The following is a 16,460-nucleotide window of genomic DNA, read 5'->3' as shown; positions in this document are numbered from 1 at the left end:
CGGGCGCCGGTAAATCAGGCCTGGCTCTCCTTCGAGCCAGGCCCCTGTCCCGCAAGTTCCACGAACCACGGGCCTGGCATGCATCCTCGCATACCAGGCCCGTCGTCATTCGGCCTGTGGCTGAAAGACCGAGATGCCGATCAGCCGAAGGTGAATGCGTAGGCCGCGACACCCGGGTCGAGAAACTCGATGGCGAAGGTGTGGTCGCCTACCGCGCCGGGCTGGCGCAGCAGCTGGTAGAGACGCTGTTCGGTCACCGTGCCGCTGCCATCGGCCGCCACGTCGGTGCCATGCGCGTCGGCCGGCGCCTTGCCGTCTACCGTCACGCGGAAACGCACGGGCTTGTTGTCCGGTCCCGGGCCGAGCACCAGATGCAGGTCGCGGGCATGGAAGCGGTAGACGATGCGACCGCCGGATTGGTCGAGCAGCGCGCGTTCGTCTTCCACGGTCCACTTGCCGGCCAGGCCCCATTGGTTCAGCTTGAGGTTGCCGGCGTCGCTCACCGCATAGTCAGCGGGGTCGTCGCGGGTCACGCGGCCTGACGCGAAGCGTTCGCTACGGGCATACCCCAGATACGTTTCCGGCGAACCGACTTCCGTCATGTCCGGCGCCAGTTGGGCGCCCTGGCCACGCACGTCGGCGAACTGGGACGACACGTCGCGGGCGCCGGCTTCGCGCAGCAATTGCTGGATCACCCGCTCGGACTGGTCGTATTCGCCTTCGCCGAAATGGTGATGGCGAATGCGGCCCTGGGCGTCGATGAAGTAATGCGCGGGCCAGTACTGGTTGTTGAACGCGCGCCAGATGGCGTAGTTGTTGTCGATGGCGATGGGATAGTCCAGACCCAGCTTGGCGGCGGCGCGCTTGACGTTGTCGGCATCGCGTTCGAAGGCGAACTCGGGGGCGTGCACGCCGATCACCACCAGGCCCTGGTCACGGTACTTGTCGGCCCAGGCCTTCACATAGGGCAAGGCGCGCAGGCAGTTGATGCAGGAGTAAGTCCAGAAGTCGACCAGCACCACCTTGCCGCGCAATTGCTGCGTGGTCAGGGGCGGGGAATTGAGCCATTGGACCGCGCCGTCCAGGGCGGGCGCCGGGCCTTCATCGGGCAAGGCCAGGGATTGCTTGGCAGCGGCCTGCATGGCGTTGCCGGTCATGGCGTTGCCGGTCATGGCGTTGCCAGTCATGGCGCCACCATTCATCGCACCACCGGTCATCGCACCGCCGTTCATGGCACCCCCGTTCATCGCGCCGCCGGTCATGGCACCGCCGCCGTTCATCGCACCGGGCGTCTTGTCGCCGGCCAGCCGGGTCACCAGCGCCTGCTCCAGATTACCCGTCGACGCCGTCGACACCTGCGCCAACACACCCGTGTCCCAGCCGAGGGATATGGCGGCCACGCCCGCGAGCATCAGTACGCCGAGCCCGCGTCGTACCCACTCCCCCGCACCCAGGGAACGCTTCATCGCCGTGAACACACGGCCGCCCGCCAGCAGGGCGAGCCCAAGAGACGTCGCGGCGCCCGCGGCGTAAGCCAGCAGCAACACCGTGCTGCCCACGTTGGCGCCCTGCAATGCGGCACCGGTCAAGACCAATCCCAGGATCGGGCCGGCGCAGGGCGCCCACAGCAATCCGGTCGCCACGCCCAGCAGCAGCGCGGCCCAGGGGCGGCCCTGGCCGTCCTGCGCGGTCTGCGACAGGCGGTTGCCGACCGACACCAGGGGCTGGGTCAGTTTTTCGGAGATGTGGGGGAACAGCAGCGCCAGCGCGAAGACGGCCATCAAGCCCAGGGCCAGCCAGCGGCCATACTGATTGGCCGTCACCACCCAGCCGCCCCCGACCGCGGCCAGGGAGGCAACCAGGGCGAAGGTCAGGGCCATGCCGATCAGCAGCGGCAGGCCGCTGCGGCGGAAGGGTTGGCTGGCGCTGGAGAAGACGAAGGGCAGTACCGGCAGGATGCACGGACTGACGATGGTCAGGGCGCCGCCTACATAGGCGAGGAGAATGAGCAGGAACATGGCGGGTACTCCGTGGACATCATCTTATTGGTCTATGAAACCGGGCGGTTTGCCCAGCAGATGTCCGAAGCGTAGTTCCCGTGCGTGGTTGAAGTCCTCACGCAAACTTAAACTTTCCGCGATAAATACCCTCCCGGGGAGGGGGTAGGGGGGGCGGAGCGGAGCTCCGCCCCCGTGCGGCATAAGGTACGGAATAAGGTATGGGATGCCCGAGCTAAAACAGCGGCCTTAAGAACTCCACCCGATCGGGGACACCGCGGAGCCGGGTCCCCCGGTCCGCCGGTGTCGCCCCTTGAGGGGCCGCGCGCAGCGCGGTACGGGTGGGCCCGCTGCTGGGCCGCGCGCAGCGCGGTAGGGGTGGGCCCGCTGCTGGGCCGCGCGCAGCGCGGTAGGGGTGGGTCCGCTACTGGTCCGCGCGCAGCGCGGTACGGGTGGGCCCCTCTGGCCCGCTACTTCGTCGGAGGGGCTACGGCGGCGCCTTCGATGTTGTGGCGCTTCAAAGCTTCGGCGACGAAGCCCGAGGCCTTCATTTCCTCGACGAAAGCCGTCAACACCTTGGCGGCGTCCTCGCCGCGGCCCTTGGGCAAGCCCATGGCCTGGCGGATCACCATGAAGCTGCCCGGCACCATCCGCAGGCCCGAAATACGCTTCAGGTCGCCTTCGAGCTGCTGGCGCACGCCGGCCGCCACATCGGCCTTCTCCGCGACGAAGGTGTCGACCACCGCCGGCGAGGTCGGCGCGCGCAACAGGGTCGCCTGCTTCAGCTCGCGCGTCAGATACAGGTCATACGCACTGCCCTTGCCCACCATGACGGTCCGGCCCGCCACGTCCACATCAGCGATCGCGCGCACGGGCGAATCCTCGCGCACGGCATAGGCCCCTTCGATCTCCACATAGGCATCGGTGAAATTGATGCCCGCACCACGCACCGGGTCGATGGCGAAGAAGCCGATATCGGCCTGTTCAGCCGTCACCGCGTCCACCGACTTGCCGGCGCTGTCGAACACCACCAGGTCCAGGGACACGCCCAGGCGATCGGCAAAAGCATGGGCCAGATCGACCGACACGCCCGCGGCCCCCGTAGCAGGATCGCGTCGCGCCAGGATGGGATTGCCGACGTTGATGGAAGCGCGCAGGCGTCCCGTCGGGGTGAACTTGGCAACAATGGAAGAATCGATGGAAGAAGTCATGGGCTTTCCGTTTCTACGTTCAGACGAAGCAGGTGAATTAAGGGGAGCGGCACTGCCCTGGGCAGCGGCATTGCGATAAACCGCGGGCGCCACCACGCCCCCGGCCGCGGTGAACAGGCAACGCTCTACGAATTTCCTACGCGACAAGCCAGACATTGTGCCGTCTCCTTTTTGTCAGTCAGCTTAACGGGTCGATCTCTGCGTCGATCTCCGGGGCGCGTACCCCACGATCGAGCAGATCAACCATCAGGCTCAACGATCTGCTCTTCGGCGGGAAAACTCAAGCGCTATATCGGACGGTCTCCCCCCCACAGCAAAGATCGACCAGCCCGCCTTCCAGGTTCTCGCCGAACCAGGTGCGGATGGCGGCACGCCGCTCGCCGACATACTCCGGCTGCCCGTCCGCATCCAGCAACATGCACAGGTCGTGGCCGGGCACCAGCAACGTGGCCGGCGCCCGCTTCCAGTAATTCCAGATCACCGTCAGGCTGGCGCGGCTGGCATCCATGTCGCCCGTATCCGCCACCGTCATGGACAACAGCTCCGCCCGGTTCTTGGCGGCATCGCCCGTGAACAGGATGGGACGCTCGCCGGTGACGTAGAACAACAGATGGCCCGGCGTATGCCCCGGCGCGTCGATGGCCGTGAACCCAGGCAGGAAGGCATCTCCATGCCGTACACGCCGCACCCGGCTGGAAGCGGCAAGCTCACGCACATAGAGTTCGGGAAGAGGATTGAATCCCGGCGGCTGAGCGCTGGCCCAGTTCAATTCCACATCGCCTATCCACACCGTCGCCTTGGGAAACAAGGTGAAGTTCACCGCATGATCGTAGTGGGCATGCGTCAGCACCACGTCGGTGATGTCTTCCGCTTTCACGCCAAGATCGTCCAGCTGCTTGTGCAAATAATGCCGCACGCCGAACGCGCCGACGTCGACCAGGATATGTCGTCCTTCGCCGCGCAACAGGGTGGTGGTGCTCCAGCCCAAACCGCCATGAAACAACGCGCGGCCCGGAAAACCCTGTACCAGTACATCGATGTTGTACATGTCTCGCTCCGTTTTCTTCTATTCCGCCGTCACGCCGGCCTGCTGAATGAGCTTGCGAAAGCGCTCCAGGTCTTCGCGCATCGTCTGCGCGAACGCCTCGGGCGTGCCCGCCACGATATCGTTGCCGCCTTCGGTTTCCAGCTTGCGCACCACGTCGGGCTGCTTCACCGCCTTGACCGCCGCATCGTGCAGACGCGCGATGATCCTGGCATCGGTGCCCGCGGGCGCCAGCAAGCCCTGGAACTGGGTCACGTTGAAATCCTTATAACCCAACTCCTCCATGGTGGGCAGGTCGGGCAACACCCCCGCCCGCTTGGGCCCCGACACGGCATATCCGCGCAAGCGGCCCGAGCGGATATGCGGCACCGACGTCACCACCGTGTCGAAGGTAAACGTCAGCGTCCCGCTAAGCACGTCGGTCAGCGCCTGCGCGTTGCCTTTGTACGGCGCATGAGTCAGCTTGGTGCCGGTCAACACACCCAGCAGCTCGCCCGCCAGATGGCCGCCGGACCCGATGCCGGCCGATCCGTAAGTCACCTGGCCCGGATGCGCCTTGGCGTCGCGCACCAGGTCATCGACGCTGTGGATGGGCGATTTCTCCGGCACCACCAGCACATACTGATAGCTGGTCAGCTGCGAGATGGGCGCCAGGTCTTTCAAGGGATCGTAGGGCGTCTTCTTGTACAGCGAAGGATTGACCACCAGCGGTCCGCTGGCATCCAGCAGCAAGGTATAGCCGTCGGGCGCGGCCTTGACCACCATGTCGGTGCCTATCATGCCGTTGGCGCCCGGCTTGTTTTCCACCACCAGGGCCACGCCCAGGTCCATCGCCATCTTCTGCGCCACCACGCGCGCCGTGATGTCCGCCGCGCCGCCCGCGACGTACGGCACGATCACGCGGATGGGACGGTCGGGATAATCCGCAAGCGCGGCGGCGCTGGTCATCAAGGCCACCGCGCCCAGCATCAATGGCACCACCGCCCGCCCGCGTTGATGCGCGCAAAAGCTGGGGGTCGACGATTTTCTTTTGAACATGGTTGTCTCCTCGTGGACCGCGACGCCTGCGTCAGCCAGGCACCTTGGCGGCATGCTCGCGCAGCAAGGCCACGGCGGCGCTGTCCAGGCGAATGCCTTCCTCGCGCTGGCGCCGCAGCTTGCCCAGCTCGATCTCGCCCGGCACGATCACCGGCTGCCCTGCCACCGCCGGCGCGCTGCCGTGCAGAATGGCCGCGAAGTCCTTCATCCGTTCCGTCAACCATTGCGGCGACCCCAGCTTGCTGGTGTCGATCAGAATGAAGAAATGTCCCAGGTTCTGCGCCTGCTCCGGCGCGTCCGACCACGACTGCACGTGCGTCAGATAAGCGGCGTTGGACAGCAGGCCCGAGAACAGGTCCACCAGCAAGGCCAGGCCGTAACCCTTGTGCCCCCCAATCGGCAGCAGGAAGCCGTCCAGCGCGGCCTTGGGGTCGGTGGTGGCATTACCCGCCGCGTCGGTGGCCCAGGTATTCGGTATCGCCTGGCCCGCCTTCATCGCATTGCGGATCTTGGCGCGCGCCACCACGCTCATCGCCATGTCCAGCAGGAAGGGATCGCCACCCGGATTCGGCACGCCGAAGCCCAGCGGGCTGTTGCCCAGGCGCGCGTCGCTGCCGCCCCACGGTGCGATGGTGGTGGTGGCATTGCTGCCGATGATGCTGGCAAAGCCTTCCTCTGCGGCGATCAAGCCATACGGCGAGATCGGGCCGAAGTGATTGCTGCCGCGGGCGAAGGCCACGCCCACGCCCTGCGTGCGCGCCGCGTCCATCGCCGCGCGCAAGGCATGCATGCCCACCAGGGGGCCGACGCCGTTGTCGCCATCGACCAGGCGCAAGGCCGGCGCGGGGGCCTCCACCTTGATGCGGGCCTGCGCGTTGATGCCACCGATCTGCAGGCGCTCGCCATAGGATTCGACGCGCGAAAAGCCATGCGTGGACAAGCCGAACAGATCGGCCAGCAGCAGCACGCGCGCAACGTCGGCGGCGTCCTCGCGCGGCAGGCCCAGGCCCTGGAACGCGCGCGTGCCCAACTCGGTCAGTTCGGCCTCGTTGAAATGCGGCGCGGCTTGCGCGGTGTTTTGCGCGGTGTGATTCGAACTAGCGGCAGCAGTCATGATTTCAGCATTCCCATACGAAAAAAACGTTCAATCCGCGTGCAGTTGCGCGCGGCGCACGACTTCACCCCAGCGCTTCTGTTCGCTGGCGATGAAGGCGGAAAATTCCTGAGGACCCGCGCCCGACGCGGTGCTGGAGTCTTCTTCCAGGCGCTTGCGCACGGTGTCGGAACGCAAGGCGACGAGCGCGGCCTTATGCAGGCGCGCGATGGCCTGCGGCGGCGTGCCGGCCGGCGCCAGCAGGCCGAACCACTGCACGCTCTCGAAACCGGGATAGCCCATCTCGGCCACCGTGGGCACGTCCGGCACCGCGGCCAGGCGTTGCGCGGAACCGACCGCCAGCAGATGGATCTTGCCGCTGCGTGCGTGCGGCAACAGCCCAGGCAGGCCCGCGGCGGCGGCGTCGATATTGCCGGACAGCAGATCCGTCAGCTGGGCGCCGGTGCCTTTGTAAGGCACATGCACCACGTCGATATCCGCCGCCGTCTTCAGCATCTCGAACGCCAGATGCCCCGCGCTGCCGTTGCCGGCCGAGCCATAGTTCAGCTTGCCGGGCGCGGCCTTGGCCTGGGCCACGAAGGCCGGCAGATCCTTGACCTTGAGCTTCTCGTTCACGGCGAACACCATCGGCAGCTTGGCCAACAGAATGATGGGAGCGAAATCCTTTTGCGGGTCGTAAGGCAGCTTGGACATCATGGCGGGATTCACCGCCAACGTGCCGACGTGGCCCAACAGCAGTGTGTAACCGTCGGGCGTGGCGCGTGCCGCTTCCTGCGTGGCGATGGTGCCCTGGCCGCCACCCTTGTTCTCCACCACCACCTGCTTACCCAGGTCGCGCGACATTTCCATGGCGATGGCGCGCGCGATCACGTCGGAGCTGCCGCCAGGGCCATAGGGCACCAGCAAACGCAGCGCGTGATCAGGTTGCCAGGCCGCGGGCGCCGGCGTCTGGGCCTCGGCGGCCGTGCCCGCCAGGGCCGGCGCCAGGAAGGCGAGCCGCAGCAAAAGCGTGGACAGCGCGCGCGCGGACCGGCGCGACGCGTGGGTACGTATCGTCTGGGACATACGGGAGGTCTCCTTGCCCTTTCTTATTGAAGGTATGGGCACGACGGGCTGTCATCGTGCGGAAAAGATGATGCGGGCGCGGCGTTATCCAGTAAAGTGCAAATATTCGATGGATTAATGCGTCAAACACAACAAAGCTTCATACTGATGAAATTCGATCTCGCGGATCTGCGCGGCTTCCTGGCGGTGGCCGACCTGGGCAGTTTTCGGGCGGCCTCGCTGTCCCTGCACCTGTCCCAGTCCGCCTTGTCGCGGCGCATCGACAAGCTGGAAGACGCCCTGGGCGTGGAGCTGTTCAACCGCACTACCCGCAAGGTGGAGCTGACCGCCATCGGCCGTGGCTTCGTGCCGCGCGCCCGCAATGTGCTGAACGAGTTGGAGAATGCGCTGGTCGGCATCCAGGACGTGGCGGAGCGCATGTCGGGCCAGGTCACCATCGCCTGCGTGCCATCGGCCGTGGCCTACTTCCTGCCGGCCGTCATGCGCGAGTATCACCAGCAATATCCCCGCATCCGCATGCGGGTGATCGATGAGTCATCGTCCGTGGTGCTGACCGCCGTCGCGCGTGGCGACGCGGATTTCGGCCTGACGTATATCGGCACGCAGGACCCCGACATCGAATTCCGGCCGCTGCTGGAAGAGGCCTTCGTGGCGGCGGTAAACAAGGACCATCCCCTGGCCACGCGGCGCCAGGTCAGCTGGAAGGACCTGAGCGCCTACGAATACATCAGTCTGGCGCAAGGCAGCGGCAATCGTTTCCTGATCGACCAGGCCCTGGCGCATAGCGAGATCAAGCCGCGCTGGGCCTGCGAAGTCCAGCACGTGCCGGCCCTGGTCAGCATGGTCGAGGCGGGTCTGGGCGTGGGCGTGGTGCCGCGCCTGGCCATGCCGCCCGGCAGCCACGAAGCGCTGGTCAGCCTCAAGCTGAACCAGCCCGTGGTCAGCCGCGCCCTGGGCCTGATCCAGCGCCGCGGCCGCGCGCTCAGCCCCGTGGCGCAACTGCTGTTCGACATGGTGGTGAAGCGGCGCGGCGGTATCTGAACCGGCCGGCCACGTCTCAAGGACGGCATTCCCATCGCGTTGCGCGCTATGAAACGCATTTCATCAGCCGCACGCTCGTTGTAATGCGCGGAACACGTGATTAGAGTGCGCGAAAGCGCGCTTCATCCGTAAAGCGCCATGACAACCCAGGAGACATGCATGTTCAGCCTATCCAGGGCCAGGCCCGCACTCGCGCGCGCCGCCCTCGTCGCCGCCACGCTGGCTTTCTTCAACAGCGCACCGGCCCGCGCGGAATACCCGGACCATCCCATCACCATCGTCGTTCCCTACGCGCCCGGCGGCGCCGCCGACGCCCTGGCGCGCGTGGTCGCGCAGAAGATGGGGGCGAACATGAATGCCAGCTTCATCGTGGAGAACCGCAGCGGTGCCAGCGGCACCATAGGCGCGGGCTACGTGGCCAAGGCGGCGGCCGACGGCTACACCATGCTCTACGACGCGACGCCCTACTCGATCAATCCGCATCTGTTCGGCAAGATGCCTTATTCGAATACCGCGCTGGAGCCGCTGGCGCTGGTTTCACTGGCGCCCAACATCCTGATCGTCAAGGCCGACTCGCCCTACAAGGACGTGAACGGCCTGATCGCGCAGGCCAAGGCTCACCCGGGCAAGATCAACTTCGCCTCGGGCGGCAGCGGCACGGTGCAGCGTCTGGCGTCGGAACTGTTCCGCCAGAAGCTGCAGCTGGACATGATGCACGTGCCTTACAAGAGCGGCGGTCCTGCCATCACCGACGTGATGGGCGGCCAGGTCGATTTCATGTTCAGCACCGTGGCGGCGTCTTCGCCCCTGGTCGCGTCCGGCCGGCTGCGCGCGTTGGCGATCTCGTCACCCAAGCGCGCCCCCCTGCTGCCCAATGTGCCCACCGTCGCGGAAACCGTCATTCCTGGCTACGAGGTCTACGAGTGGAACGGCATGTTCCTGCCGGCCGGCGTTCCCCCCGCCATCGCGAAGAAACTGCATGAAGCGCTGGTGAGCGCGCTGAAAGACCCCGAGGTCCGCAAGCGCTTCGACGACGTCGGCGCGCAGCCGATAGGATCGACGCCGGCGGAATTCGCGGATTACCTGAAGAAGGAAGACGCGAAATGGGCCGAGGTGATCAAGAAGGGCGACATCCACCTGGACTAAGGACCTGGACTGGGGCGGACGCCGACAACGCGAGCCTCGGCTACACCACGCGGCTACACCACGCGGCTACACCGCACGTCTACACCACGCCCGCCGGCGCCGGGCGCGTCGCCATCATGGCGCGCGACAGACGCTCGGCCGCGGCCAGCACGGCCGGTTTGTGCTGATGCAGCGCGGCTTCCGTCAGACGCGACAGCGGCCCGGAGATGCACACGGCGCCCAGCAAGGTCCAGTTCAAGCCGTACACCGGCGCCGCGATGCTGGAGACCTCCGGATCGCGTTCGCCCAGCGACATCATGTAGCCCTGCCGGCGCACGCTCTCATAGGGCTCACCGGCTTCGCCCGAGAACGCCAGGATGACCCGGCCGGGACTACCCAGATCCAAAGGCAGGCCAGCGCCCACGCGCACATGATGACGAATGGCCTTGGGCCCCTCCACCCGGACCACGCAAATCCGCTGCTGGCCTTCGCGCACGTAGAAGGTGGCGCTTTCTCCCGTGGCGATGGTCAGTTCGCGCAACACCGGCTCCACGATGTCATGCACGTTGAACGTGGCCTGGTAGCAGGCCCCCAGCCAGCCCGCCGCGCGCGCCAGCCGCCACGTGCCATCGGCCCGCTGCGCCATGTAGTCGTCCAGCGCCAGGGTGCGCGCCAGCCGCAGGACGGTGGACCGGTGATAGCCGGTGCGGCGGCTCAATTCCGCCAGGGAGAGATGCGGCTCCTCCACCCCGAAGGCTTCCAGTATCCGCATGGCCCGGCGCACGGCGACCACGCCTTCCTCGGCGTCGCCACCGGTTTCCTTATCTGCTTGAGGCTGTTTCATGGCGCAAGACGTGTTCCGTTAGACGAGACGCTATTGTATTGTGCGGAACAGACTTTCAGAATGAGCGTCACTAAAAAAACCATTATGGAGACGCTCAATGTTCCCCTCGTATCGCTCGCTCGCGGGTATTGCCCGGGTTTGCAGATCGATCTGCGCCGCACTGTGCGGACTGTCCTTTGCCCTGTCGTTCGCACTATTGCCGGCCCCGGCTGCGGCCGCCGCCTATCCCGACAAGCCCATCCGCGTCATCGTGCCCTTCCCGCCCGCGGGCGGCACGGACCTGATCGCGCGCGAGGTCGTGCGTGAAGTGGCGCAAGCCAAGGGCTGGAATTTCGTGGTGGAGAACCGACCAGGCGCCGGCGGCAATCTGGGCATCGATGCGGTGGCCCGTTCCGCGGCCGACGGCTACACCATCGGCCTGGGCCAGACCAGCAACCTGTCCATCAATCCCACCCTCTACAGCAAGATGCCCTATGACTCGGTCAAGGACCTGGCGCCGATCGGCTTGATGGCCGGCGCGCCGCTGGTGCTGGTCGTGTCGGCCAACAGCCCCTATCGCACCTTGGCCGACCTGGTCAGCGCCGCGAAGAAGGACACCCTGGCCTTCGCATCACCGGGCAACGGCACCGTGGCGCATCTTTCCGGCGAGATGCTGCAGAAGATGGCGGGTGTGAAGTTCATGCACATCCCCTACAAGGGCGCCAGCCAGGCCGTCGTCGACCTGATCGGCGGCCGCGTGCAGCTCTACATGTCTTCCGTGCCTACCCTGCTTGGCCATATCAAGGACGGCAAGTTCCGCGCCCTGGCGGTGACGTCCACCAGGCGCGTGGCGGACCTGCCCGACGTGCCGACGATGGCGGAGGCCGGCTACCCCGGCTATGAGGCCGTCACCTGGTTCGGTTATGTCGCTCCCGCCGGCACGCCCGCCAACATCATCGATGCGCTCAACGTCGAGATGAACAAGGCCTTGAAGCAGCCCCGCCTGATCAAGGTTCTGCAGGAACAGGGCGCCGACGTCCTTGGCGGCACGCCCGCGCAGTTCGGCGACCTGATCAAGTCCGACATCCAACGCTGGGCGCCAGTGATCAAGGATGCGGGTGTCCATATCGACTGATACGCGCGACCGGGACGACGGCGCCACAGCCCCGCGCGTCGTCCCGGCTGCTTTCGTCCTCACGTTTTTTCATCATGGGATTCGTCATGCCTAACGCCGACATCAACAAGACCTTCGACCGCGTCTCCGCCGCCATCGTGCGGGAAGCCGCGCAGTACCAACCCGCCATCCTGGCCGACGTGGCGGGACGCCGTGGCGCCCTGCACGGCCGCATCCGCGCGCTGCGTCCTCACATGCAGTTCGCCGGCACCGCCTTCACCATCGAAGTCCGGCCGGGCGACAACCTGATGATCCATGCCGCTTTGGCGCTGGCCCAGCCGGGCGACGTACTGGTGATCGACGGCAAGGGCGACCAGACGTGCGCGCTGATGGGCACCATCATGATGAACGTCGCCCGCGAGCGCAAACTGGCCGCGGTGGTGATGGACGCCGCCGCGCGCGACAGCCTGGACATCGAGGAAATGGATTTCCCGGTCTTCAGCGTCGGCACCAATCCCAACGGCCCGACCAAGCAGGTCGGCGGCCGCATTGGCAATCCGGTCTCCGTCGGCGGCGTCACGGTGAACCCGGGCGACTTCATCTGCGGTGATGCGGACGGCGTGGTCGTCGTCGAGCGCGAGAAGATCGAAGGCCTGCTGCCGCTGGCCGCGCACAAGGTCAAGTCGGAAGCCAAGCGTATCGAGGAAATCAAGAAGGGCAATGTCGACGCCCCCTGGCTGCAGGCCGCGCTGGTGACCGCCGGCGTGCTCAAGCAGGGAGAAACGCTGTGACAGCCGCCGCCAAACCCCGCGTGCTGGTGACGGGTGCGGACCTGGCGCCCGCCGCGCTGGCCCTGCTGCACGACTATCAGGTGGAGTATGCCGGCGCCCGCTTCACCGAAGAACAGCTGGCCGGGCTGGTGGCGCGGCACGACCCCGTTGCCTTGATCGTGCGCTATGGCCAGATCAATGCCAGGATCATCGGCGCCGGCAAGTCGCTGCGCGTCATCTCCAAGCACGGCAGCGGCACCGACAACATCGACCGCGCGGCGGCCACGGAGCGCGGCATCGCCATCAAGGCAGCCGCGGGCGCGAACGCGGCGGCGGTGGCGGAACACGCCATCGCCCTGCTGCTGGCCTGCGCCAAATCCATCGTCGCCATGAACGTGCGCATGCATGCGGGCCATTGGGACAAGGCCACGCACAAGAGCGTGGAGCTGCGCGGCAAGACGCTGGGCTTGATCGGCCTGGGCGCCATTGGACGCCTGACCGCGGCCACCGCGCACGCCATGGGCATGCGCATCCTGGGCCACGACCCCTACGCCACGGACCTGCCGGACTACATCACGCCTGCCGCCCTGGACCAGCTGTGGGCCGAGTCCGACGCGATCTCCCTGCATGCGCCACTGACCGAGACGACCCGCAACGTCATCAATGCCGCGACCTTGGCGCGCTGCCGCGATGGCGTGATCATCGTCAACACCGCGCGCGGCGGACTCATCGACGAGCCCGCGCTGGTGGCCGCCGCCCGTAGCGGCAAGGTCGCCAGCGCCGGGCTGGACAGCTTCGCGCAGGAACCGCCGCCCGCCGACCATCCTTATTTCGGCGTCGCCAATCTTATTCTTAGTCCGCATATCGGCGGCGTGACGCGCGACGCCTATGTCAGCATGGGCACGGCCGCGGCCAACAACGTGCTCGCCGTGCTGCGCGGCGAAAAGGAGGCTGCATGACGTCGTCCGATCAGCGCTGGCAACAGCGTCCGCCCGGCTCCAATTGGGGCGACTTCGGCCCCGACGATCAACGCGGCCGCATGAACTGGGTGGACCGCGCCAAGGTCCTGCAAGGCATCGCGGAAGTACGCGAAGGGCTGACGTTCTGCCTGTCCCTGCCCCTGGACTATCCGGGCGGCAGCGCCCTCAACCCCAAGCGTCCGCCCCCGCGCCGTTACGCCACCCTGCGCGACGGCGCCAGCGCCGGCAAGCAGAGCTTCTGCTTTTCCTACGCCGACGAGGATCCGCACATCACCGATGTGGTCTGCGACGATACGGTGCTGATGAGCCTGCAATATTCCACGCAGTGGGACAGCCTGGCCCATATCGGCAGCCGCTTCGATGCCGATGGCGATGGCCAGGCAGAAGCGGTGTTCTACAACGGCTATCGCGCCGGCGTCGAGTTGCTGCCGGCCAAGGAAGATCCCGCCGCCGAGCCGTGGGCCCGCTTTCCGGACCCGGTCGCGCATGCCCTGGGCATCCAGAACCTGGCCGAGCATGGCGCGCAAGGCCGCGGCGTGATGGTGGACCTGCACCGTCATTTCGGCGACGCGCAACGCCGCGTGGGCTATGACGACCTGATGCGGGTGCTGGACGCGGATGCCGTGGAGATCACGCGCGGCGACATGGTGTGCGTGCATACGGGCTTCGCGCAACTGCTGCTGGACATGCGCAAGGAGCCGCAGGTCGACCTGCTCAAGCGCTCTTGCAGCGCGTTGGACGGGCACGATGGCCGGCTGCTGAACTGGATCAGCGACAGCGGGCTGGCTTGCCTGATCGCCGACAACCCGGCCGTCGAGGCCATCCATGTGAAGCTGCAACCCGGCTTGCGTGCACCGCGCCTGCCCTTGCATGAGCACTGCCTGTTCAAGAACGGCATCCACCTGGGCGAGCTGTGGTATCTGACGCCGTTGGCGCGCTGGCTGGCCGCGCATGACCGTACGCGCTTCCTGCTGACCGCGCCGCCGCTGCGTTTGCCGGGCGCTGCCGGATCGCCCGCCACGCCTGTCGCGACGGTGTAGCGCGGCCCCACCGCAATCACGACCGATACCAAGACGGATACCACGACAATCATGATGACCTTGTTCCAACAACCTGAGTGGCGCGACGCGGAAGTGCATACGTCCATGCCCGCACACCTGCGCCGCACGGGCGTGCGCTCCGCCTGGGCCGACGCCAACCGCGGCGGCGTGCCGATCGACTCTTTTCTGGAAGGGCCGGTGTTCGACAGCCAGGGCAATCTCTACGTCACCGACATTCCCTTCGGTCGCGTCCTCCGCATCGACCCGCAAGGCGCCTGGGAGCAGATCGCCGAGTACGACGGCGAGCCCAACGGCATGAAATTCCTGTCCGAGCACGAGCTGTTGATCACCGACTACAAGAACGGCCTGGTGAAGCTGGACGTGCGTACCGGCCAAACCGAAGACTTTCTGGCGCGGCGCAACAGCGAACGCTTCAAAGGGGTCAACGACCTGGTCTTCGATAGCAAGGGCAATCTCTATTTCACGGATCAGGGACAGTCCGGCATGCACGATCCCAGCGGGCGGGTGTACCGCCTGGATCCGCGCGGCAAGCTGGACCTGTTGCTGGCCAACGTACCGAGCCCCAACGGCGTGGCGCTGTCGCCCGACGAGAAAGTGCTGTACGTCGCGGTGACGCGCGGCAATGCTGTGTGGCGCGCGCCCTTGATGGAAGACGGCAGCGTGGCCAAGGTCGGCCAGTTCTTCACCGGCTATGGCCCCAGCGGGCCGGACGGTTTGGCGGTGGACCAGGCCGGCAACGTCGTGGTGGCCAATCCCGGCCTGGGCTATGTGTGGCTGCTGAATCCACGTGCCGAGCCCATCGTCGTGTGGCGCAGCCCCAAGGGGATGTCGACGACCAACATCGCCTTTGGCGGCGCGGACCGCCAGACCCTGTACTGCACGGAGTCGGTGTCCGGGACCATCCTGAAAATGACGGCGCCTCAAGCGGGCCTGGCGCTGGCACGGCCGGGTTGAACCGCGCGCCGCCATCCCCGCTGGCGCAATAAGCACAAAACGATCAATCGGTCGCCCATGCCGCGACCACGGAGACAACATGCCCCTACTCATTTTTCAACTGCGTAGCGTCCCAAGCGCGCGAACGTTTCAACTGCGTAGCGCCGTACGTGCGCTAACCCTTTCCGCCTGCTGCGCGGCCATGGCTGGCACAGGCATCGCGCATGCCGCCGACACTGCCCCGTATCCCAAGCAGCCGGTCCGCGTCTACACGGGTTTCGCGGCGGGTGGTCCGACCGACGTCATCGCCCGCTCCTTCGCGCAATACGCCGGCGCCACCCTGAAAGAGCCTTTCATCGTCGAGAATCGGCCTGGCGCCAACACCATCCTGGCCGCGGGCGCCGTGGCCACCGCCGCGCCGGATGGCTACACGCTGCTGGCAGCCGCCACCAACCACACCATGATTCCGGCCTTGTACAGCGATCGCGTGAAGTTCGATGCCTTGAAGTCTTTCGCGCCGGTCTGCACCGTCGCCATCAGTCCGACGGTGCTGGTGGTGCGCCCCGACTATCCGGCCAAGGACACGGCGGGCTTCATGGCGGATGTGCGTGAGCATCCGGGCAAGCGCACGTATGCGACGCCGGGCATCGGCAGTTCGGGGCATTTCGCCGCCGAACTGTTCGCCGCGCGCGAGGGGCTGAAGATGGTGCACGTTCCCTACAAAGGCGCCGCCCCCGCCATGAACGACTTGATGGCGGGCCAGGTGGATCTGTCCTTTGCGACGCTGGCATCGGTATTGCCGCAAGTCCGCGCCGGCAAGCTGCGGGCGCTGGCCGTGGCGGCGCCGCAGCGCTCGGCGTTGCTGCCGGACGTGCCGACGTTCAAGGAAGCCGGTGTCGACGGCTATCGGGTCGATGCCTGGTACGGGATGCTGGCGCCGGCAGGTACGCCCGCCGCTGTTTTAGAGACCCTGCAACGGAGTGCGCGCGCCTATGTGGCCGACGACAGGACGAAGCAGACCATGACGGCCATGGGGCTGGAAGCGCACAGCGTTTGTGGAACGGAACTCACCGCCCAGATCGGGCAGGAGATCGAGACCTACACGCAGATCGCGCGGAAGTTGAATATCTCGGGAGATTGAAT

The 16,460-nt window shown here is 66.4% G+C and carries 15 protein-coding genes; 8 read left to right on the top strand and 7 right to left on the bottom strand.

The genetic code is table 11. From position 1 onward, the window contains the following. Nucleotides 1–140: 140 nt before the first annotated feature. The 6 genes from ASB57_RS27625 to ASB57_RS27600 all read right to left on the bottom strand — a co-directional run bounded on the left by ASB57_RS27625 (nucleotide 141) and on the right by ASB57_RS27600 (nucleotide 7,470). Nucleotides 141–2,018, bottom strand: coding sequence for a cytochrome c biogenesis protein CcdA (locus ASB57_RS27625; protein ID WP_057655066.1), 1,878 nt, complete (start codon nucleotides 2,016–2,018; stop codon nucleotides 141–143). Nucleotides 2,019–2,467: 449 nt separating this feature from the next. Continuing rightward, nucleotides 2,468–3,208, bottom strand: a complete 741-nt coding sequence (locus ASB57_RS27620; RefSeq protein WP_057655065.1) for an ABC transporter substrate-binding protein — start codon at nucleotides 3,206–3,208, stop codon at nucleotides 2,468–2,470. Nucleotides 3,209–3,488: 280 nt separating this feature from the next. After that, the gene (locus tag ASB57_RS27615; RefSeq protein ID WP_057655064.1) at nucleotides 3,489–4,256 is read right to left on the bottom strand and encodes an MBL fold metallo-hydrolase; all 768 of its coding nucleotides are present in this window, start codon (nucleotides 4,254–4,256) and stop codon (nucleotides 3,489–3,491) included. Between the two features lie 18 nt (nucleotides 4,257–4,274). After that, complete coding sequence (locus ASB57_RS27610; protein WP_082621880.1) at nucleotides 4,275–5,291, bottom strand: tripartite tricarboxylate transporter substrate binding protein; 1,017 nt, start codon at nucleotides 5,289–5,291, stop codon at nucleotides 4,275–4,277. 31 nt (nucleotides 5,292–5,322) lie between these two features. Continuing rightward, nucleotides 5,323–6,405, bottom strand: a complete 1,083-nt coding sequence (locus tag ASB57_RS27605) for an Ldh family oxidoreductase (RefSeq protein WP_082621879.1) — start codon at nucleotides 6,403–6,405, stop codon at nucleotides 5,323–5,325. Nucleotides 6,406–6,435: 30 nt separating this feature from the next. Further along, complete coding sequence (locus tag ASB57_RS27600; RefSeq protein ID WP_057655063.1) at nucleotides 6,436–7,470, bottom strand: tripartite tricarboxylate transporter substrate binding protein; 1,035 nt, start codon at nucleotides 7,468–7,470, stop codon at nucleotides 6,436–6,438. Between the two features lie 147 nt (nucleotides 7,471–7,617). Here ASB57_RS27600 and ASB57_RS27595 point away from each other — a divergent pair, with 147 nt between their 5' ends. After that, nucleotides 7,618–8,511 carry a LysR family transcriptional regulator gene (locus ASB57_RS27595; RefSeq protein WP_057655062.1) on the top strand — a complete coding sequence of 298 codons (894 nt, stop codon included), beginning with the start codon at nucleotides 7,618–7,620 and terminating at the stop codon, nucleotides 8,509–8,511. A gap of 159 nt (nucleotides 8,512–8,670) precedes the next feature. Further along, on the top strand, nucleotides 8,671–9,657 hold the full coding sequence (locus tag ASB57_RS27590) for a tripartite tricarboxylate transporter substrate binding protein (protein ID WP_082621878.1): 987 nt from the start codon (nucleotides 8,671–8,673) through the stop codon (nucleotides 9,655–9,657). Nucleotides 9,658–9,736: 79 nt separating this feature from the next. On the opposite strand, the gene ASB57_RS27585 is transcribed toward ASB57_RS27590, so the two are convergent. After that, on the bottom strand, nucleotides 9,737–10,480 hold the full coding sequence (locus tag ASB57_RS27585; protein ID WP_057655061.1) for an IclR family transcriptional regulator: 744 nt from the start codon (nucleotides 10,478–10,480) through the stop codon (nucleotides 9,737–9,739). 97 nt (nucleotides 10,481–10,577) lie between these two features. Between ASB57_RS27585 and ASB57_RS27580 the strand changes: the two genes are divergently transcribed. The 6 genes from ASB57_RS27580 (at nucleotide 10,578) to ASB57_RS27555 (ending at nucleotide 16,458) form a co-directional block, all read left to right on the top strand. Continuing rightward, nucleotides 10,578–11,594 (top strand): tripartite tricarboxylate transporter substrate binding protein, encoded by a 1,017-nt coding sequence (locus ASB57_RS27580; protein WP_057655060.1) that lies wholly within the window; start codon nucleotides 10,578–10,580, stop codon nucleotides 11,592–11,594. 86 nt (nucleotides 11,595–11,680) lie between these two features. Further along, nucleotides 11,681–12,364 (top strand): RraA family protein, encoded by a 684-nt coding sequence (locus tag ASB57_RS27575; protein WP_057655059.1) that lies wholly within the window; start codon nucleotides 11,681–11,683, stop codon nucleotides 12,362–12,364. After that, entirely contained in the window at nucleotides 12,361–13,302 is a 942-nt protein-coding gene (locus ASB57_RS27570; protein WP_197424853.1) for a hydroxyacid dehydrogenase, read from the top strand. Before ASB57_RS27575 ends, ASB57_RS27570 begins: the two co-directional genes overlap by 4 nt. Then, nucleotides 13,299–14,363, top strand: a complete 1,065-nt coding sequence (locus ASB57_RS27565) for a cyclase family protein (protein ID WP_057655058.1) — start codon at nucleotides 13,299–13,301, stop codon at nucleotides 14,361–14,363. The genes ASB57_RS27570 and ASB57_RS27565 overlap by 4 nt, the downstream gene beginning before the upstream one ends. A 54-nt stretch (nucleotides 14,364–14,417) precedes the next feature. Then, nucleotides 14,418–15,338, top strand: a complete 921-nt coding sequence (locus tag ASB57_RS27560) for an SMP-30/gluconolactonase/LRE family protein (protein WP_057656491.1) — start codon at nucleotides 14,418–14,420, stop codon at nucleotides 15,336–15,338. Nucleotides 15,339–15,519: 181 nt separating this feature from the next. Then, nucleotides 15,520–16,458, top strand: coding sequence for a tripartite tricarboxylate transporter substrate binding protein (locus tag ASB57_RS27555; protein WP_082621877.1), 939 nt, complete (start codon nucleotides 15,520–15,522; stop codon nucleotides 16,456–16,458). Nucleotides 16,459–16,460 lie beyond the last annotated feature (2 nt).

It is taken from the genome of Bordetella sp. N (assembly GCF_001433395.1).
Lineage (GTDB): Bacteria > Pseudomonadota > Gammaproteobacteria > Burkholderiales > Burkholderiaceae_B > Bordetella_C.
Note: the sequence above shows the minus strand (reverse complement) of the source record. Positions and strands in the feature narration are given on the sequence as shown.

Excerpts from the sequence above, each read along its gene's own strand:
- ASB57_RS27595 (WP_057655062.1), top strand. The coding sequence starts at position 7,618 with ATGAAATTCGATCTCGCGGATCTGCGCGGCTTCCTGGCGGTGGCCGAC.
- ASB57_RS27565 (WP_057655058.1), top strand. The coding sequence starts at position 13,299 with ATGACGTCGTCCGATCAGCGCTGGCAACAGCGTCCGCCCGGCTCCAAT.
- ASB57_RS27620 (WP_057655065.1), bottom strand. The coding sequence starts at position 3,208 with ATGACTTCTTCCATCGATTCTTCCATTGTTGCCAAGTTCACCCCGACG.
- ASB57_RS27625 (WP_057655066.1), bottom strand. The coding sequence starts at position 2,018 with ATGTTCCTGCTCATTCTCCTCGCCTATGTAGGCGGCGCCCTGACCATC.
- ASB57_RS27585 (WP_057655061.1), bottom strand. The coding sequence starts at position 10,480 with ATGAAACAGCCTCAAGCAGATAAGGAAACCGGTGGCGACGCCGAGGAA.
- ASB57_RS27610 (WP_082621880.1), bottom strand. The coding sequence starts at position 5,291 with ATGTTCAAAAGAAAATCGTCGACCCCCAGCTTTTGCGCGCATCAACGC.
- ASB57_RS27605 (WP_082621879.1), bottom strand. The coding sequence starts at position 6,405 with ATGACTGCTGCCGCTAGTTCGAATCACACCGCGCAAAACACCGCGCAA.
- ASB57_RS27580 (WP_057655060.1), top strand. The coding sequence starts at position 10,578 with ATGTTCCCCTCGTATCGCTCGCTCGCGGGTATTGCCCGGGTTTGCAGA.
- ASB57_RS27615 (WP_057655064.1), bottom strand. The coding sequence starts at position 4,256 with ATGTACAACATCGATGTACTGGTACAGGGTTTTCCGGGCCGCGCGTTG.
- ASB57_RS27555 (WP_082621877.1), top strand. The coding sequence starts at position 15,520 with ATGGCTGGCACAGGCATCGCGCATGCCGCCGACACTGCCCCGTATCCC.
- ASB57_RS27560 (WP_057656491.1), top strand. The coding sequence starts at position 14,418 with ATGACCTTGTTCCAACAACCTGAGTGGCGCGACGCGGAAGTGCATACG.
- ASB57_RS27600 (WP_057655063.1), bottom strand. The coding sequence starts at position 7,470 with ATGTCCCAGACGATACGTACCCACGCGTCGCGCCGGTCCGCGCGCGCG.
- ASB57_RS27590 (WP_082621878.1), top strand. The coding sequence starts at position 8,671 with ATGTTCAGCCTATCCAGGGCCAGGCCCGCACTCGCGCGCGCCGCCCTC.
- ASB57_RS27575 (WP_057655059.1), top strand. The coding sequence starts at position 11,681 with ATGCCTAACGCCGACATCAACAAGACCTTCGACCGCGTCTCCGCCGCC.